The following is a 17,717-nucleotide window of genomic DNA, read 5'->3' on the forward strand; positions in this document are numbered from 1 at the left end:
GCCATCGTTAGCTGATACAGATTATTATTTAACAGCGTATATTGCCTCTTGTAATTTTAACATTACGTCCCTAAGATTTTTTACTTTATTATCATTTTCTGTCTCATCTTCTAAGTAAAAATCTGAAAAAGACTGATTTTCGTATCTTGGTACAATATGCATATGATAATGGGTTAATTCATTAAAAATACCACCATTTTGACAAATTGTAATACCATCAGGTTTATACAATAACTTAATAGCCTTTGAAACAAGTATAGATGCCTTCATAATTGCATTTGCTGTATCCACATTGAGTTCTTCCACTTCTTTAAAATGTTTCTTTGGTAGTATCAAAGTATGTCCATCATTAAAGGGAGCGTGGTCTAAGATACAAGTCACATACTCATCTTCGTACACAACATAAACTGGTAGTTTTTTGTTTGCTAATTCACTTCCTAAACAATACTTTTCTTGTGGCATATGTTTCCCCCTTTTTCTTCGTAATCTGTTTAGTTAGTCGGAAAAGAAAACTTTATTCATAAATTACACACTGAATTTAGATAAACGTAAACTATCATAAGTATCGGTCATTTCAAATACAAATGAGGATAGTAGGAACTCTTTGATATTGTGTTTTGTGCTTTCATTACTGCGACTATCTATAAACAAGAACCAAGCAAGGTAATTATCAAGATATTTTGTAGCCACACCTTTAAAACGGTCAATCCACTTCTTCATCCGAGAATGAAAACTGTTGACATTTTGAATGTGATATAAGCCTTTTATAACGTGCTTTCCATCATCGGATTTGATTCGGTAATGCTTTAACCCTTTTTCTTTTGCATAGGTTTTGTATGCTCTCCAAGCATCTGTAACAAGCACATTGTCAGACGATAGTTTAGTACCAATGATAGTTTCAATTTTGGTTTTTACAATACGCCCCATACAAGATACTTTGGAGACGGTTGCTTTTGTACGGTCTCTTGCAACAAGAACACATACTTGTTCGTGGCTGATTCCTCTGTGTTTGGATTTTCCTCCACGTTTTCGAGGCTTCCGTTCTGTAATGCCACGTTGCCCTTTTTGAGAGTACAAGAAATAGGTATCGTCAACTTCAACGATACCTTCAAAATGGTCAAAATCCATTTGCTTTAAGGCGGATAGCAGTTTATGTCTCCAGTAAAAAAGTGTAACCCAAGTAACCCCTACGATTTCAGCCGATTTACGCAGGGAGTAGCCTTTGAACATACAATCCACAAATGTAATCCATTCATCACCTTTTCGGGTGCGAAAAAGAACGGGGTTAGTCGTATCCGTAAAGGTTTTAAGGCAACTTTTACAACGATACCGTTGACGACCCTTGACTTTTCCGAATCGAACAACGTGTTCAGATGTACAATGGGGACACTCGAAACCATCTTTAAAACGAGTTTCCCTCATTTCGTTAATCAATCTACCACCAACGGAAGAGGTCGGGTCAACATAACGTTTTACCCATTGATATACTCGTTCCTTTTTAGTATGGGGTAACTTGTCGATGTATTTTAATAGGTTACTGAACGCTTTGTCCATCATTAACACTCCCGAACCTTTGTTCTAATTGTAATTATAGCAAGAACTTGGTTGCGTTTCAAATATCAACAATGTTCTTTAACAGAGCCTTCTTTTTAAATCCAAATCCCTCGCTTTTGCATATTTTTTCAAAACGGTTTCTTCTTTTGGCGTAACGAGGGAAATAACGGTGCCTGCAATGGATCCGAGCCGGCCTGTCCTCCCTGAACGGTGCACGTACCGGGAAACATCCTCCGCCAAATCAAAATGGATCACATGGGTAATCGAAGGAATATCCAAACCGCGCGCAGCCACATCTGTTGCCAAAAGGAGCGGAGCAGCCCCGTTCCGGAACAGCCGGACCGCTTTTTCCCGTTCTTCCTTCCGCATATCGCCATGCAGTTCGGCAGCAACAATTCCTTTATATCGCAGTTTTTCCGCCGCAACCGAAACATCCCATCTGTCATTCAAAAATACAAGCGCCCGGACACCACCCATACGGGCAATTTTGCGCAGCTGTTCGATTTTATCGCGGGGGTCGCCGGTTACGATATATACATGCTCTACCGGTTGTGCCGCATGATCTACTTTAACGTGGACAAGCATCGGATCTTTCATCAGTTCTTTTGCCTTTTGGACGACTGCTTCAGGTAAAGTCGCCGAAAAAAGCAGCAACTGGCAGTCCCGCAGAGCGGATTTGACAATTTTTCCAACTGTGCCGCTGTATTCTTTCCCAAGAAGCTGGTCCCCTTCATCGAGCACAATCGTTCTTACTTCATGCATTTTCAATTTTTTCTGCCGGATCAGTTCCAGGATGCGCCCGGGTGTGCCGGCCACAATTTGCGGGTGCTTTTTCAGTTTTTCAATCTGCCTTTTCACATTTGCACCGCCGATCAGCGAAGCAGCCTGGATGCCGCTTCCCTCCGCCCATTTTCCGATTTCCGCCGTAATTTGCATGACGAGTTCCTTTGATGGGGCCAAAATCACGGCCTGGACATTTTTCTTTCCGGTTTCGATACGCTCGAGCACCGGTAGCAGATAGGAGAGCGTTTTTCCGGATCCTGTCGGCGATTCCGCGATCACATCCCGGCCATCTAAAACAAGCGGGATTGTTTTTTCCTGCACGCCCGTAAGGTGTTCAAACGAAGATTTGTCCCAATTTTGCCGCAAAAAAGTCTGTAGCGAATGAACGATAGTGTTTCCCATTTTTTTCTCCTAACATTTGTTTTTCAGTGCTTTTATCATACACTACCCCGGCCGGAAAAGAAAAGAACCCGGACCGGCAGCCCTTCAAAACGGGAGCCGGCACCGGGCTGATTGTATCATGATTACTTTTCTTCAACACCGTCAAAAGCTTTGCGCAAAATTTCCTCCAATTCGCTGACAAGCGGCAGTTTCGGGTTAGCAGGCGTGCATTGGTCTTCAAATGCACGGTCTGCAAGCAGGGAAACGCGTTTTTCGAAGTCTGCCCTTTTCACGCCGGCTGCTCTAAGGCTGAGCGGCATGTTGAACATTTTCGCCATCCGGATGATCTCCTGGATGAGGCTCTCTACGCCTTCCTCTGTTGTACTGGCTGGAAGGCCGAGGATTCTTGCGATCTCTGCATAGCGCTTGTCGGCTGTGAAATGCTCGTATTTCGGGAATGCCGCAAATTTTTTCGGTTTCACCGCATTATAGCGGATCACGTGCGGCAGTAAAATGGCATTGGCGCGGCCGTGCGGAATATGGAATTCGGCGCCGATTTTATGGGCAAGAGAATGGTTGATGCCCAAGAATGCGTTCGAAAATGCCATCCCTGCCAGGGTCGATGCATTGTGCATTTTTTCGCGCGCCAACGCATCATTACCGTCCGCATACGCTCTCGGCAGGAATTCGTGGACAAGCTGGATTGCTTTGATTGCCAGGCCGTCCGTATAGTCATTGGCCATGTTCGAAACGTATGCTTCAATCGCGTGCGTCAGAACATCCATCCCGGTATCCGCAGTGACCGATTTCGGCACCGTCATGACGAATTGCGGGTCAATGATCGCTACATCCGGCGTCAATTCATAGTCCGCCAGCGGGTATTTCATATTGTTCTTTTTATCCGAAATAACGGCAAAAGATGTTACTTCAGATCCGGTTCCGGACGTTGTCGGGATACATACAAGCTGCGCTTTTTGGCCGAGTTTCGGGAATTTTGCAACCCGTTTGCGGATATCCATAAATTTCTGCCTTAATTCATTGAAGTCGACTTCCGGATGTTCATAGAACAGCCACATGCCTTTGGCCGCGTCCATCGCAGAACCGCCGCCCAGCGCAATAATTACGTCCGGCTGGAAGCTTTCCATCGCCGCTGCGCCTTTGCGTACCGTTTCAATGGAAGGATCCGGCTCTACTTCAGAGAAAATTTCACAGTGGACATAGTCCGGGCGTTTTCTTAAATAGTACAATACTTTATCGACATAGCCAAGCTTTACCATATCCGGGTCGGTGACGATAAAAGCGCTCGAGATGTCAGGCATTTTTTCCAGGTACTGTACCGAATTCTTTTCAAAATAGACGCGTGGCGGAATTTTAAACCATTGCATATTGACTCTCCGTTTTGCCATTGTTTTTACGTTATACAGGTTGATGACGCCGACGTTTGTAGAAACAGAGTTACCGCCGAATGTGCCGCAGCCCAGTGTCAAAGAAGGCATGTAGGCGTTGTAAATGTCGCCGATTGCCCCTTGGGAAGACGGAGAGTTTACGATAATGCGGCCGGCTTTCATCCTTAAACCGTATTGTTTGATCACTTCATCATTTTGCGAATGGATGACGGCTGAGTGGCCAAGGCCGCCGAATTCCAGCATCGCTTCCGCAAATTCAAAACCTTGTTTCGTGCTGTTTGCTTTGAAGCAGGCAAGAACCGGACTCAGTTTTTCCCTTGAAAGCGGATAGTCAGGACCAACGCCGGAGAGTTCCGCAATTAAAATTTTTGTATCTTCCGGAACATCGATTCCCGCCATTTTTGCGATTTCATAGGCCGGTTTGCCGACAATCGCGCCGTTCACCGATTGCGTTTTTTCGTTGATCACGGTTTTTTCGACTTTTTTCTTTTCGCTTTCGTTTAAGAAATAGCATTTGTTTGCGATCAATTCATTCTTCACTTGATCGTAAATTTCTTTGTCAATAATAACCGCTTGTTCGGATGCGCAGATCATGCCGTTGTCAAACGTTTTAGATAATATTAAGTCGTTGACGGCCCTTTGAATATCTGCGGTTTTTTCAATATAGCAAGGAACGTTGCCGGGTCCGACGCCGAGAGCCGGTTTGCCGCTCGAGTACGCGGATTTCACCATGCCCGATCCGCCCGTTGCAAGAATGAGCGAGATGCCCGGATGGTTCATTAATTGCTGTGTGGCTTCAATGGCCGGTTTTTCGATCCATTGGATGCAGTTTTCCGGCGCCCCCGCTTTAACAGCTGCATCGAGCATCACTTTCGCCGCATAGCTGCTTGATTTTTGCGCGGACGGATGGAACGCAAAAATGATCGGATTTCTTGTTTTAATCGAAATCAAAGCTTTAAACATTGTTGTTGAAGTCGGGTTGGTAACCGGTGTAACCCCTGCAATGACGCCGACCGGTTCAGCGATTTTTACAATTTCTTCATTTTCATTTTCTTCAATAATGCCGACGGTTTTGTTGTATTTGATGTTGTGGTAAATATATTCCGTCGCAAATAGGTTTTTCGTAATTTTATCTTCGTAGACGCCGCGTTTCGTCTCTTCGACTGCCATTTTTGCCAGCACCATATGCTGTTCCAAACCTGCCAGTGCCATTTGTTTCACAATGTGATCCACTTGTTCTTGGCTTAACTCCATAAATTCGCGCAGCGCTTTTTGCCCTTTGGCTACGAGCGAATCCACCATTTCCGTAATTTGAGCTGATTTGTCTACAACTTTTTCATCATCCGCCATGATCGTGGCCTCCATTCAAAAAGGTTTTGTGAAAATTTTCACATGCAAAACCAAAAAAAATATAATTGTGAATGAGTTCACAAATATGTGTTGTGAGGCATCTCTTCCTCTTGACTCCATTATAAACGATTTCACATAATATAACTGTGTCTGATTTGTGACAAATGAATAAAAGATTAATAATCCTTTTTCAAAAAATATTGCTTTGCTGCTTAGGTTCAATTAAAATAAATGTTTTTATTATTTCACTGTTGTAAGTGCTTTCATTTTTGATGAATAAATATGCACATATATACAAAGATCTCACTTGTGAAAAATGCGCATTCACAATGAAAAATAAAAAAGGAGATGAATTTTATGCAAAAACATCTCCCCACAGCTAACTGTTTCAAAAATATTTTTTCTTCCAAAAAATGACAGCCGTTACACAGGAAAGTATCAATGAGGTCAGGAAAGCCATCCAGAAACCGTGCGCACTTGAATGCCATGGCATGCCTTGCAAGTTCATGCCGAAAAAACTGGAAACCATCGTCGGCAGTGACAGGATAATCGTGAAGGTTGTCAAAAATTTCATTACAGCGTTCACGTTATTGGAAATGACTGACGCATACGCATCCATCATGCCGCTTAAAATGTTGCTGTGCACTTCACACATTTCAATCGCCTGTTTGACCTCAATCATGACATCATCCAGCAGATCCATATCATCTTCATACACTTTCAAGAAATGCTGCCGCGTCATTTTTTCCATCACAATTTTGTTGGCTTTCAGAGAAGTGGTAAAATAAACGAGCGTTTTTTCGAGGCTCAGAAGTTCAAAAAGTTCTTCATTCCGCATCGACTCGTGCAGTTCGCGTTCGATCAGGCTCGATCGGCGGTCAATATATTTCAAGTAATTCAAATAATAGCTTGCAATTTCATAAAGGATTTGAAGGGTAAATCTCGTTTTCATGTAGGAGTAAAATCCCCGTACCCGCCTGTGGATAAATTTTCCGATTATCGGATTTTCCTGCAGGCAAACGGTAATGAAATAAAAAGGCGTGACGATAATCCCGAGCGGAATGGTATCATACAGCGCGGAGTCCACATCGTCTTTTACCTTTACAGGAAGGCCGACAATGATTAAAATATCATCGTCTTCTTTTTCAATACGTGAGCGTTCGTCAACATCCAAAGGGTCTTTAATAAAATCAACCGGAATATTGGTTTGTTGTACGACCCAATTGATTTCTTCTTCTGTCGGATTCACAAGGTTCATCCAGCACCCTTTTGACAAGGTGTCTATTTCTTGCAGTTTGCCGCTTTCATTCGTTAAATATATATTTAACATGCAGCCACCTCCTCTTGTATTTTGAGGAAGCTCATGCATACTTTACTCTTCCAGAGATTGATAACCTTTTGGATTTGATGAGGTCAGTATGAAGACTTCCTCTTGCGTATGTTTCATGTACGACCTCGGATGCGCGTCTGAATCCATAAGTTATCATCTCCTTTTTTCCTTGTATGATGATTTGCGGCCGATTTCCGCAACCACCTTATTATACCACAATATAGTATGCGTGAATATGTCCGCCCGTTATTTTTTTGCTGGACAATTTTTCGTACTCCACGTCCAGGAAAAGTTTTTTTAAGTATAAAAAAAGCAATATAACCGCACATCATGCCGATTATATTGCTTTGCTATGGGACATGAGGGGCTCGAACCCACGACCCGCTGATTAAGAGTCAGCTGCTCTCCCAACTGAGCTAATGTCCCGCTGATGACAATAAATATATTAGCACAATTTCTAGATGCGGGCAAGAATAAAATTTTTCCTGCCCGCCAACAGGTGTGAAATGGGTTTTCACTATTTAAGGCTCACTCCGTTTTTACCGGAATGGCGGCTGCTTTATGTCTGAACAAGAGGCTTGCCGCGATAAATCCTGCGCATGAAATCAAAATCGGCAGCACGACCGTATGCATGCCGAACGGGTTCGGATGGAGCCGGTCAAACAAAATATAAGAGCCCATGCCAAGCACCATGGAAGCAACGGCGCCGTATTTGTTGCCTTTCTTCCAATACAGCCCGAATATCACCGGCCAAATAAATACGGATTCCAATCCGCCGAAGGAAAACAAATTGAGCCACACAATCAGGTTCGGCGGGCTGAGGGAGAGCAGTACAACAATGATCCCCATCGCCGCGGTCACGCCGAAACTGGCCGCCTTGATATGTTTGATGGAAGCGTTTCGTTTCACATAATTTAAATAAATATCCTTCACAAGCGCGGAGCTGACCAAAATCAGTAGGGCATCAACAGTCGACATAATGGCAGCCATCGGGGCGGCGAGGACAATACCGGCAAAAAATGGCGGCAGCACCTTCATGGACAAAAGCGGCATCACCGTATCCGGTATTTTCACGCCGGGCATGACGGCACGCGCCATAACACCGATTAAATGCATGCCGAGCATGATGAAGCCGACGACAATGGTTCCAATGATAATTGCCCTGTGCATCGCCTGTGAATTTTTATAAGACATTGCGCGCACCGTAATTTGCGGCAAACCGGCCACACCGACTCCGACCAAAATCCAAAAGGACGATACGTATACAGGCTTGAGCCCATGGCCAACACCGAACGGGGTAATCAAATCCGGATTTTGCGCGGCTAGCTTGGTCATGATATGGTCCATGCCGCCGCCCGCTTTGACCGTAGCCACGAATAAAATCAATGTCCCCGTAAACATCACAACGCCCTGGACCGCATCGGTAACCGCGACAGCCCTGAATCCGCCGACAATCACAAATAAAGTGACCGAAGCGGCAAAAATCAACAGGGATGCCGTATACGACATACCGGTCAGCGATTCAACGAGCCGCGCGCCGCCGATCCACTGCGCCGTCATGGACGAAAAAAGGAAAATGATGATGCTTAAAGCCGATAAAATAACAACCGCATCGCTCTGGTAACGCCCTTTTAAAAAATCAATCAACGTGACCGCTTCGTATTTACGCGCCATGATAGCAAATTTTTTCCCGAGCACCATCAGGACGAAATAGCCTGTTGAAAGTTGCGCCATGGCTAGCAGCACCCAGCCGAGCCCCTGCGTGTATGCCACGCCCGGTCCGCCGATGAAACTGCTCGCGCTTCCGTACGTTGCCACCATTGTCATTGCGAGGATAAAACCACCTAGCTGCCGTTCCCCGAGAAAATACTCCTGTACAAAGGAGTGTGTTTTGATGACGTATTGATTGGCCCAGAAACCAACGGCAAAAATGGTAATAAGAAAAATAAGCAATGGGGTAATGACCGGCCAATTCATGGCTCGCCCCCCTTTTCGCCATCAAAAGGAATGTCACGGAAAAAGAATTTGACCAGTACGATGACAAGCAGCGTGACAACGATGTATCCGGCAATGCAGCTGTAAAAAAACCATGCGGGCATCCCAAACACATAATGGAACGATTTTACGGGGCGCGAACCGAGCCCGTAAGCAAAACCGTACCACCATAAAAAATTAAACACGACAAGCCCGACGCCGATTAGAGCCTCCTTGTGCGCCTGTTTAAATCTTTTATCTTCTGTTTCCAGTCTTTTTTTCAAGGTGTGCCTTCCTTTCCATTTACTTGTTTAGCCGCCGGTAGCCTGCGCTTAAACAGCCACCTTAATACGGGCGGCACCGCTGTTAAAATGAAGAAAATCCGGAACATTTGATAGGATGAAACAACCGATAGATTCGCATGGACTTCCTGCGCCAAAAGCCCCATCTGGTCCATCCCCCCTGGCGCAACGCTCAGGAAACTTGTTACCACTGACGCTCCGTATAATTTTACAAGAATAAATCCGAGAAAAAATGAAGCCGTGATTAACCCGGCGCCCGTTAAGATAGAGAGGGAACTGACCCTTGCTTTATTTTTCAATTGTTCCGGTTTCATCATCAATCCGAGGTAAGCGCCCATTAAGATTTGTGAAATATCAATGAACAATTGCGGCAAACGGCTTCCACCGACCCCGGCGAGATTCAGCAGGCAGGTGGCAAGAATCGGCCCGAGCAGGAAAGGTGTCGGCAGTTTCAATTTTTTCCCGAGCATACCGAAGACGGTGCACATAACGGCAAAAAGGAAAATATTCGGGGACAGGTCATGCCAGCTGCCAGCTGTATGCCGAACGGCTTCCCCTGTGCCCGGGCCATGAAAAAGCGGGCTAAACACAAGGAGCGGGATGCAAAACACAATCATGAGCAGCCTTGTCACCTGGATAAAGGTCACCACGGTCAGGTCAATGCCTTTCATTTCTTCCGCCAATGTGACCATTTGTGATAAGCCGCCCGGTATGCTGCCGGTTAAAATCGTCGGATAGTTGATTCCGGTCGCTTTCGACACCACCCAGGCAAAAGCGGCGCTCGCAAGCAGCAAAAGCACCGTAACGGAAAGCATGAGCGGCAGCTGCAGCACCATTTCCTTGATCGCCTGCTTCGTAAAAGACAGCCCGATCGTATAGCCTACAATAATAAGCCCTGCATTACGCAACTGTTGCGGCCAGTACAGCCTCACCTTTCCGATCCGCGAACCGGCCATGACGGCGGCCAAAGATCCAAGCAACCACGGAAGCGGCAGATGGATAAGGCTGAACAAATAACCGCCTATAAGTGACCAGGCAAGCGTGAAAAGGATCCTTGCCGCCAGATGTTCCCCGTTGAAATACAGCGATTTCATTCCATCACTCTTTCATTCTATTTCTGTTTTCATCTTAAAACTTGTTGGCGATTTTTTCAATCCTAACCAAAATTGGACATGTAAAATCAAAAAAGCGCCTGTTTTCGGCAGATGCTGGCACTGCCGAAAACAGGCGCCGATCGGTTACCGGGAAAACCGCAGGATGAGCGGCGGATAACAATCCATAGCCTTTATATAAGATGGTTTTTGATTTTCAACTGTAAATCTTCGAGATACTTGAGCAGTTCATCCCGCAGATCGTCGCGGGTGAGCGCCATTTCAATCGTTGATTTGATAAAGCCGAACTTTTCTCCGACATCGTAGCGCTTCCCATCATATGCATAAGCATACACTTTTTGGATGCCATTCAGTTTTTCAATGGCATCGGTTAGCTGAATTTCGCCCCCGGAGCCGACCTGCTGCAGTTCTAGGAAATTAAAGACTTCCGGCGTTAAAATATAGCGCCCGATAATCGCCACATTGGACGGTGCCTCTTCCACTTTCGGCTTTTCGACAAAGCCTTTCACGTCGTACAAACGACCCTTTTGGCCGAGCGGGTCAATGATGCCGTAGCGGTCCGTTTCTTCCCTTGGCACTTCCATGACCGCAATCACACTTGACTGGACTTCTTCAAATACATCTATCATTTGTTTTAAACAAGGCGGTTCGGCCTGAATGATATCGTCGCCAAGCAGCACCGCAAACGGTTCATTCCCGATAAATTTGCGCGCACACCAAATGGCATGCCCCAGCCCTTTAGGTTCTTTTTGCCGGATATAATGGATATCCACTTCGGCAGGCTGACGCACTTTTTCAAGCAGATCGAATTTTTCTTTTGCAATCAAATTATCTTCCAATTCAAAAGCATGGTCAAAATGATCTTCAATCGCCCGTTTTCCTTTCCCGGTTACGATGATGATGTCTTCAATGCCCGAGTCTATTGCCTCTTCCACAATATATTGGATCGTAGGCTTGTCGACAATCGGAAGCATTTCTTTCGGCATCGCCTTTGTTGCAGGCAGAAAACGTGTGCCTAAACCGGCTGCCGGGATAATCGCCTTTTTGATTTTCTGCATATTTCTATCACCTCTTTGTTAAACAATCCCCACTTTCGAATGGGGTGGCGCTTCTCTTTTTCAGACTAATTTACGCAAAGCTTTTCCAATTTATGCATGACTCTTGGGAGCAGTTGGGAAAAATCATGTGCTGTGAGCGTTGCAGCGCCGTTTTCCCGGATCCAAAGGTCTGCGCAGGCGCCGTGTATGTAAACGGCATTCGCAACCGCTTCTTTGATGTTATCATGCGTACATATATTTGCCAAGAGCATGCCTGTCAGTGTATCTCCGCTTCCACCTTTTGCCAGGCTGCCGTTGCCGGTCGGGTTTACAATGCCGCTGCCGTCCGGAAAAGCAATAACCGCGTACTGTCCTTTCAATACGACAACAACGCCCTGTTCCCGTGCATAAGCTGAAGCAAGCCGGATCCGGTCGGCCGCAATGGTTTTAGAAGGTATATCTATCATACGCGAAAATTCTCCCGGGTGCGGCGTTACAATCACTGGTGCCGTCCTTTTCGGGTACGTCCTTTTGCTTAACGCCCCTGCATCAAGCACGACCGGCAACGGTTCTTGAAATGCAGCAGCAATAAAGGCTTCAAACGCCTCATTCGGTTCAATCCCCGGACCGATGGCAATCCCGGCAAATTTTTGGCCAAGGTCTCCGATTTTCTTTGAAAAATCCCTTTGAATATAAGTTGCTTCCGGTACGAGCGCGGCGATTACATTTTTGGCGCCGCTTTCCGTAAATACCGACAGCTTTCCAATGCCCATCCGCATGGCGCCGATTGCAGCCAGTGCCGCGCTGCCCGGCATATCATCGCTCCCGGCAACCAAAAGCCCTGTGCCGTATGTACCTTTATGTACATTGCCGTCCCGTTTCGGCAGCGTGCGGGCAACATCCTCTTCCGTCCACACCTTCCATGTGGAAGTCTGCGGCAAACCGATATCAATAACCCGGGTCTCCCCAAAATAATCGGAAGAAGGGAATAAAAAACTTGACGGCTTAAACCCGTGTAGCGAAAATGTGTAATCCGCACGAACCGCGTGTTCATCCGCCTCGCCCGTATCGCTCGCCGCACCCGTCGGCACATCAATCGCCACAACTTTCGCACCTTGCGCATTGATCCATTTTGTGACATCCTTTAGCTCCCCCCTTAACGGAAGCTTCACACCGACGCCGAGCAGCCCGTCAATGATCCAGTCGTATTTTTTTCCTTGGCCAAAAGGGGTCTCTTCAAAGCCGCACGCTTTAAAATAGGAAAAATGCTGTGAAGCTTCTTTTGTTTGCGGCAGCCCTAACGGAAAAATCAAGTCCGCTTTGTATCCGTTCAGCTTTAAATAACGGGCAAGCACGATCCCGTCGCCGCCGTTGTTTCCTTCGCCGGAAAGGATGGCAACGTCTTCCTCTTTCGAAAGCAACGGGGCGAGTTCCCGGTACAAGCCGCTCCCGGCATTTTCCATCAACGCAAACGTTTCCATTCCTAAAGAAGCAGCCAATTGATCCGCCTCTTTGAGTTCCCTGCTTGTATAAATATACATCAGTACACACCTCCATCCCGATAGTTTTATTGTAACACTGGCAGCGCGCAGGAACATAAAATTTGCGATTTTAGAATCCTTTTCTTGTTTTGTACGTATGTATTTGAAGGAATGCTTTTGATAAGATTTTAGAAAAGGGGTGCAATGAATGAAACGGACCGGTGAAATCGTGCTGAGTGTGATTGGGGCGATCTTAAACGGGCTTGCCGCGCTGATGGTGATTTTTGTCGCGGCTGTGCTGAAAAACCAGGATTTTGTAAACCAATTTCAAAAGGAAATCAATAACGAACCCGCTTTGCAGCAAGCCGACGTTCAAAAAGCATTGGATACGTTCCAGGCACTCGGCTGGGGCCTTGCGGTAATCCTTGCCATCGGCATGGTGCTCGGCATTGTTGCAGCTGTAAAACTAAGGGGCAATAAAGGCCCAAAACTGGCAGGCATTTTGCTGATTATCGGGGCTTTGCTCATGTTCTTTTTTTCCATCGGGATCGGCTGGCTTCCGGCATTGCTTTATCTGATCGCCGGCACTATGAGCCTTGTACGAAAAGTGCCGAAAGCAATTGATTAACGGGACATAAGCCTTTCTTTCTTAAAGGGGAAAGGCTTTTTTCCATATTCCCCGGCAAATATGATAGAATAGAAACAAATATCGTTTCAATATTCCGCCATCAAGGAAACCTGTTTGCAGCCGATCGATTATTCTTAAAGGAGATGGAGAAAGATGGGTTTATTGCATAAAGGTGTAACGATTTTGGCATTTGATGAAACGTACGACGACCAGAAAACAGTCCAGTCTTTTACACATGAAACCATTAATCTAAAAAACTTGCACCATACGAATCTTTTTTGCGAAGAAGATTCCCTCCGCAAAATTGAAGCCGCACTGAAACGCCGTACGCAAAGGGGCATTACTTTTCTCGGCAGCGGCAACTACCACTATGTTTCTTCTCTGCTTTTAAAAGAGGCGCCAAAGCCTTTCACCCTTGTGCTGTTCGACAATCATCCCGACATGGATAACGGTTTTGAACAAAAAATGCTCTCATGCGGGTCTTGGGTCTCTTACGCCCTGAAAACCAACCCGCTTCTTGAAAAAGTGGTCATGATCGGACCGACTTCGATTCAAGCACACTTCCGCCCTCCGTATTCCGTCCAAATTTTCCCTTTTACGAAACAGCATCATGAAGACCGTAATTTGGTTTTATCAGCCATCCATACCGATATGACCTACATCAGCATTGATAAAGATGTCCTTGATCCGGATTTTGCCGAAACAAACTGGGACCAGGGCGTAATGGACAAGCAGGAACTATTTTCGTATATAGCAGCTATTCTCGAAGAAAAACAGGTTTTCGGCATTGATATATGCGGGGAAACCCCAGTCTCACCAGCCGAACGCTTTTTGCCGCATGCTTCCGGCATCATCCGTAAAAATGATGCGGTCAACGCAGAAATATTGGCACTGTGCCTGCAGGCGGAACCCCGACACGTTGTTGGTGCATAAAAATTTTTCCTACTTTTTTAAAAAGAAAGTCTTGATCTTCCTCTTTAATCATGTTTTAATGTCTACTATACAAAGACATTTGTTCTCTTCAAAAATACATAAAGAGGTGTGATCAAATGAAAACGGACGTTTCAATCGGCTTGCTCGGCTTAGGGACCGTCGGCTGCGGCGTCGTCAAACTAATCCGCCAGCATCAGGAAGAACTAGTCCATCAGCTTGGATATGAAGTGAAGGTGAAACGCATATTGGTGCGCGACATCGAAAAAGACCGCGATATAGAAATTGATCCCGCCTCGATTACCTTAAATCCCGATGACATATTGAATGATCCGGAAATTGATGTAGTGGTCGAAGTGATGGGTGGCGTCAACGAAGCTCGCCAATACATTATAAAGGCGCTGGAAAATAAAAAGCATGTTGTCACCGCCAATAAAGATTTAATCGCTTTATACGGCCCGGAACTCCAGGAACTTGCCTGGAAAAACCAATGCGACCTACTGTATGAAGCGAGCGTCGGCGGCGGGATCCCGATTATCCGGGGACTGACTGACGGACTTGTTTCCGACCGGATCCAAAAAGTAATGGGCATTGTCAATGGAACAACGAATTTCATTTTGACGAAAATGATGGATGAAGGTGTTTCGTACGAAGAAGCGCTAAGAGATGCGCAGGCGCTTGGATTTGCCGAAGCCGACCCGACCGCGGATGTGGAAGGACTCGATGCGGCGAGGAAAATGGCGATTTTGGCAAGGCTTGCATTCTATACAAATGTAAAACTGGAAGATGTGGAGGTGGGAGGGATTACGAATCTATCATCGGAAGATTTGCATTACGGGAAAACGCTCGGTTATACGATGAAGCTGATCGGTGTGGCGGAGTGCCAGGATGAGCAAATCGAAGTCTGCGTGCAGCCGACTTTTGTAGCCCAAAATCATCCGCTCGCTTCAGTCAAAAATGAATTCAACGCCGTCTATATCAACGGGGAAGCAATCGGAGAGGCGATGTTTTACGGTCCGGGCGCCGGAAGCATGCCAACTGCAACAGCTGTGGTGAGCGATGTGGTCGCCGCCATTAAAAACATGCAGCTCGGTGTGAACGGCAGGAATTTGCGGGGCCCGCGCTTTGAACGGAAATTGATGCCGCTCGATCAGCGCTACGGTCAGTTTTATATCCGCTTGCATTTAAAGGATCAGGTCGGCGCTTTTTCAAAAATTACCTCTGCGTTCAGTGCATTGGACATCAGTTTTAAACGGATTTTGCAGACGCCTGATAAACGGGATGAACTTGCGGAAATCATCATTGTAACCCATAAAGTTTCGCTTGACCGTTTCCAAAAAGTACTGCTGCAATTAAACGAAATGCCTGTCGTTAAAGAAGTGAACAGCTATTACCTTGTTGAAGGAGAGGCGTAAAATATGAATCAATGGCCAGGATTATTAATACAGTATGAAGCATTTTTACCCGTAACAGACAAGACACCGGAACTGACTTTATATGAAGGAAATACACCGCTCATTCCATTTGCGCGCCTCTCGGAAAAACTCGGCGTGGAACTGTACGGAAAATTTGAAGGCTTAAACCCGACCGGATCTTTTAAAGACCGCGGTATGGTGGTGGCCGTCGCCAAAGCGATCGAAAACGGCAGCAAATCGGTGATTTGCGCTTCAACCGGAAATACCTCGGCTTCTGCTGCTGCATACGCGGCCAAAGCGGGGATCCGCGCGATTATCGTCATTCCGAGCGGAAAAATCGCACTCGGCAAACTAGCCCAGGCAGTGATGTACGGAGCGGAAATTGTAGAAATTGAAGGCAATTTTGACCAAGCGCTGAAAATCGTAAGGAAGGTGAGCGAAACATCGCCGGTCACGCTTGTAAACTCCGTCAACCCTTACCGTTTGGAAGGCCAAAAAACGGCCGCATTCGAAATTTGCGAACAGCTCGGTTCGGCGCCGGATGTGCTTGCGATCCCGGTCGGAAATGCCGGAAACATCAGTGCTTATTGGAAAGGGTTTAAAGAATTCCATGAAAAGTTCCGGACAGGGTTGCCGGAAATGCACGGCTTTGAGGCGGAGGGCGCCGCGGCGATTGTCCAAAACCGCGTCATCGAAAATCCGGAAACCGTTGCAACGGCAATCCGCATCGGCAATCCGGCAAGCTGGAAATTGGCTGTTACTGCCCGCGATGAATCCAACGGTGACATCGATTCGGTTTCAGACCCGGAAATTTTGGAAGCTTTCCAGCTGCTTGCCCGCAATGAAGGGATTTTCGCCGAACCCGGTTCATGCGCTTCAATCGCCGGTGTGATCAAGCAGGTGAAAACGGGACAGATCAAAAAAGGAAGCAAGGTTGTTGCCGTCCTCACCGGAAACGGATTAAAAGATCCGCAAACTGCCATGTCACAAGTAAATGTCCGGCCTGCCGTGCTGCCGGCTAATGAAAAAGCCGTGATGGACTATCTTTCAAATGTGATCCATGTATGAACAGGTTGACAATCCGCGTGCCCGCCAGCACGGCAAACCTCGGGCCCGGATTTGACTCTGTCGGGATGGCGCTTAACCGCTTTTTGACGCTCGAAGTATATGATCATGATGAATGGGTTTTTGAGCAGGTTTCGCCGCTTTTGCCGCCGCTGCCGGCAGACGATGATCCTTTTATCTTAAAAATTGCACGGCAAACCGCTGATTTGTATCACGCTTCTCTTGCCCCGTGCAGAGTGGTTGTAGACAGCGAAATCCCTCTCGCCCGCGGGCTCGGAAGCAGCGCCTCGGCTGTGGTCGCCGGAATAGAACTGGCCAACTACGCCGGAAATCTCGGCCTTTCCCCGCAGGAGAAACTGGATCTCGCTTCCAAGATTGAGGGGCATCCCGATAATGTTGCTGCGTCGTTATTTGGCGGGCTGATTGTCTCGGCGGAGCATGGGGACGGACGATTCGAAGTTGTACCATTTTTTGACATTATGGCCGATTTGCTGCTGTTTATCCCGGATTATGAACTGAAAACAGAAGACGCGCGGAAAGTGCTCCCTGAATTTTATGTTAGGAAAGAAGCTGTAAAGGGGAGCGCAGCCAGCAATCTTTTCATCGCCGCACTCATCGGCGGGCAGTATGAACTGGCCGGCAAAATGATGGAGCAGGACCGTTTTCATGAACCGTACAGGATCAAATTAATTCCGGAATTTATGGAAATCCGGCAGTTGGCCAAATCGCTCGGCGCATACGGCACTGTGATCAGCGGCGCCGGCCCGACGATCATTTCGTTGGTGCCGTTCGGTCGTGCAGAAGCAATGGCGGAAACGCTTCAGGCGCATTTTCCCCATATGTCAGTAGAAGCAGCCAAAATTGACCATACAGGCCTTGTCGTCGAAAAATTTGCGGCATTCAATATGCTGAATCATTAAAAAAAGGTGTTGATGCCCAGGCATCAACACCTTTTTTCATCATTCGACA

15 protein-coding genes and 1 tRNA gene are annotated in these 17,717 nt (G+C 46.5%); 5 read left to right on the forward strand and 11 right to left on the reverse strand.

The features are described 5' to 3' along the window. Window positions 1-24 precede the first annotated feature (24 nt). From GBH70_RS11810 to GBH70_RS11860, 11 genes are all read right to left on the reverse strand, one after another. Window positions 25-462, reverse strand: coding sequence for an HIT family protein (locus tag GBH70_RS11810; RefSeq protein WP_151681239.1), 438 nt, complete (start codon window positions 460-462; stop codon window positions 25-27). Between the two features lie 63 nt (window positions 463-525). After that, on the reverse strand, window positions 526-1,554 hold the full coding sequence (locus GBH70_RS11815; RefSeq protein ID WP_151681240.1) for an IS1595 family transposase: 1,029 nt from the start codon (window positions 1,552-1,554) through the stop codon (window positions 526-528). 78 nt (window positions 1,555-1,632) lie between these two features. Beyond that, window positions 1,633-2,739 (reverse strand): DEAD/DEAH box helicase, encoded by a 1,107-nt coding sequence (locus GBH70_RS11820; RefSeq protein ID WP_151681241.1) that lies wholly within the window; start codon window positions 2,737-2,739, stop codon window positions 1,633-1,635. Window positions 2,740-2,861: 122 nt separating this feature from the next. After that, window positions 2,862-5,474, reverse strand: a complete 2,613-nt coding sequence (gene adhE, locus GBH70_RS11825) for a bifunctional acetaldehyde-CoA/alcohol dehydrogenase (RefSeq protein WP_151681242.1) — start codon at window positions 5,472-5,474, stop codon at window positions 2,862-2,864. 388 nt (window positions 5,475-5,862) lie between these two features. Further along, window positions 5,863-6,804 carry a magnesium transporter CorA family protein gene (locus tag GBH70_RS11830; protein ID WP_151681243.1) on the reverse strand — a complete coding sequence of 314 codons (942 nt, stop codon included), beginning with the start codon at window positions 6,802-6,804 and terminating at the stop codon, window positions 5,863-5,865. Window positions 6,805-7,157: 353 nt separating this feature from the next. Continuing rightward, window positions 7,158-7,230: transfer RNA gene (locus tag GBH70_RS11835), tRNA-Lys, on the reverse strand. 102 nt (window positions 7,231-7,332) lie between these two features. Then, window positions 7,333-8,781 carry a sodium/pantothenate symporter gene (gene panF, locus GBH70_RS11840; protein ID WP_151681244.1) on the reverse strand — a complete coding sequence of 483 codons (1,449 nt, stop codon included), beginning with the start codon at window positions 8,779-8,781 and terminating at the stop codon, window positions 7,333-7,335. After that, window positions 8,778-9,050 carry a YhdT family protein gene (locus tag GBH70_RS11845; protein ID WP_151681273.1) on the reverse strand — a complete coding sequence of 91 codons (273 nt, stop codon included), beginning with the start codon at window positions 9,048-9,050 and terminating at the stop codon, window positions 8,778-8,780. Before GBH70_RS11845 ends, panF begins: the two co-directional genes overlap by 4 nt. Before the next feature lie 8 nt (window positions 9,051-9,058). Then, on the reverse strand, window positions 9,059-10,174 hold the full coding sequence (locus GBH70_RS11850) for an AbrB family transcriptional regulator (RefSeq protein WP_151681245.1): 1,116 nt from the start codon (window positions 10,172-10,174) through the stop codon (window positions 9,059-9,061). 191 nt (window positions 10,175-10,365) lie between these two features. Further along, window positions 10,366-11,250 (reverse strand): UTP--glucose-1-phosphate uridylyltransferase GalU, encoded by an 885-nt coding sequence (gene galU, locus GBH70_RS11855; RefSeq protein WP_151681246.1) that lies wholly within the window; start codon window positions 11,248-11,250, stop codon window positions 10,366-10,368. A 65-nt stretch (window positions 11,251-11,315) separates the two neighbouring features. Next, the gene (locus tag GBH70_RS11860) at window positions 11,316-12,770 is read right to left on the reverse strand and encodes an NAD(P)H-hydrate dehydratase (RefSeq protein ID WP_151681247.1); all 1,455 of its coding nucleotides are present in this window, start codon (window positions 12,768-12,770) and stop codon (window positions 11,316-11,318) included. A gap of 148 nt (window positions 12,771-12,918) precedes the next feature. Between GBH70_RS11860 and GBH70_RS11865 the strand changes: the two genes are divergently transcribed. From GBH70_RS11865 to thrB, 5 genes are all read left to right on the forward strand, one after another. Further along, the gene (locus GBH70_RS11865) at window positions 12,919-13,338 is read left to right on the forward strand and encodes a DUF4064 domain-containing protein (RefSeq protein WP_151681248.1); all 420 of its coding nucleotides are present in this window, start codon (window positions 12,919-12,921) and stop codon (window positions 13,336-13,338) included. Window positions 13,339-13,491: 153 nt separating this feature from the next. Further along, entirely contained in the window at window positions 13,492-14,271 is a 780-nt protein-coding gene (locus tag GBH70_RS11870) for an arginase family protein (RefSeq protein WP_151681249.1), read from the forward strand. A gap of 116 nt (window positions 14,272-14,387) precedes the next feature. Next, entirely contained in the window at window positions 14,388-15,683 is a 1,296-nt protein-coding gene (locus tag GBH70_RS11875; RefSeq protein WP_151681250.1) for a homoserine dehydrogenase, read from the forward strand. A gap of 3 nt (window positions 15,684-15,686) precedes the next feature. After that, on the forward strand, window positions 15,687-16,751 hold the full coding sequence (thrC, locus tag GBH70_RS11880) for a threonine synthase (RefSeq protein WP_151681251.1): 1,065 nt from the start codon (window positions 15,687-15,689) through the stop codon (window positions 16,749-16,751). Then, the gene (thrB, locus tag GBH70_RS11885; RefSeq protein ID WP_151681252.1) at window positions 16,748-17,668 is read left to right on the forward strand and encodes a homoserine kinase; all 921 of its coding nucleotides are present in this window, start codon (window positions 16,748-16,750) and stop codon (window positions 17,666-17,668) included. Before thrC ends, thrB begins: the two co-directional genes overlap by 4 nt. Window positions 17,669-17,717: the final 49 nt, after the last annotated feature.

It is taken from the genome of Weizmannia acidilactici, from assembly GCF_008974225.1.
Classification (GTDB): domain Bacteria; phylum Bacillota; class Bacilli; order Bacillales; family Bacillaceae_C; genus Weizmannia; species Weizmannia acidilactici.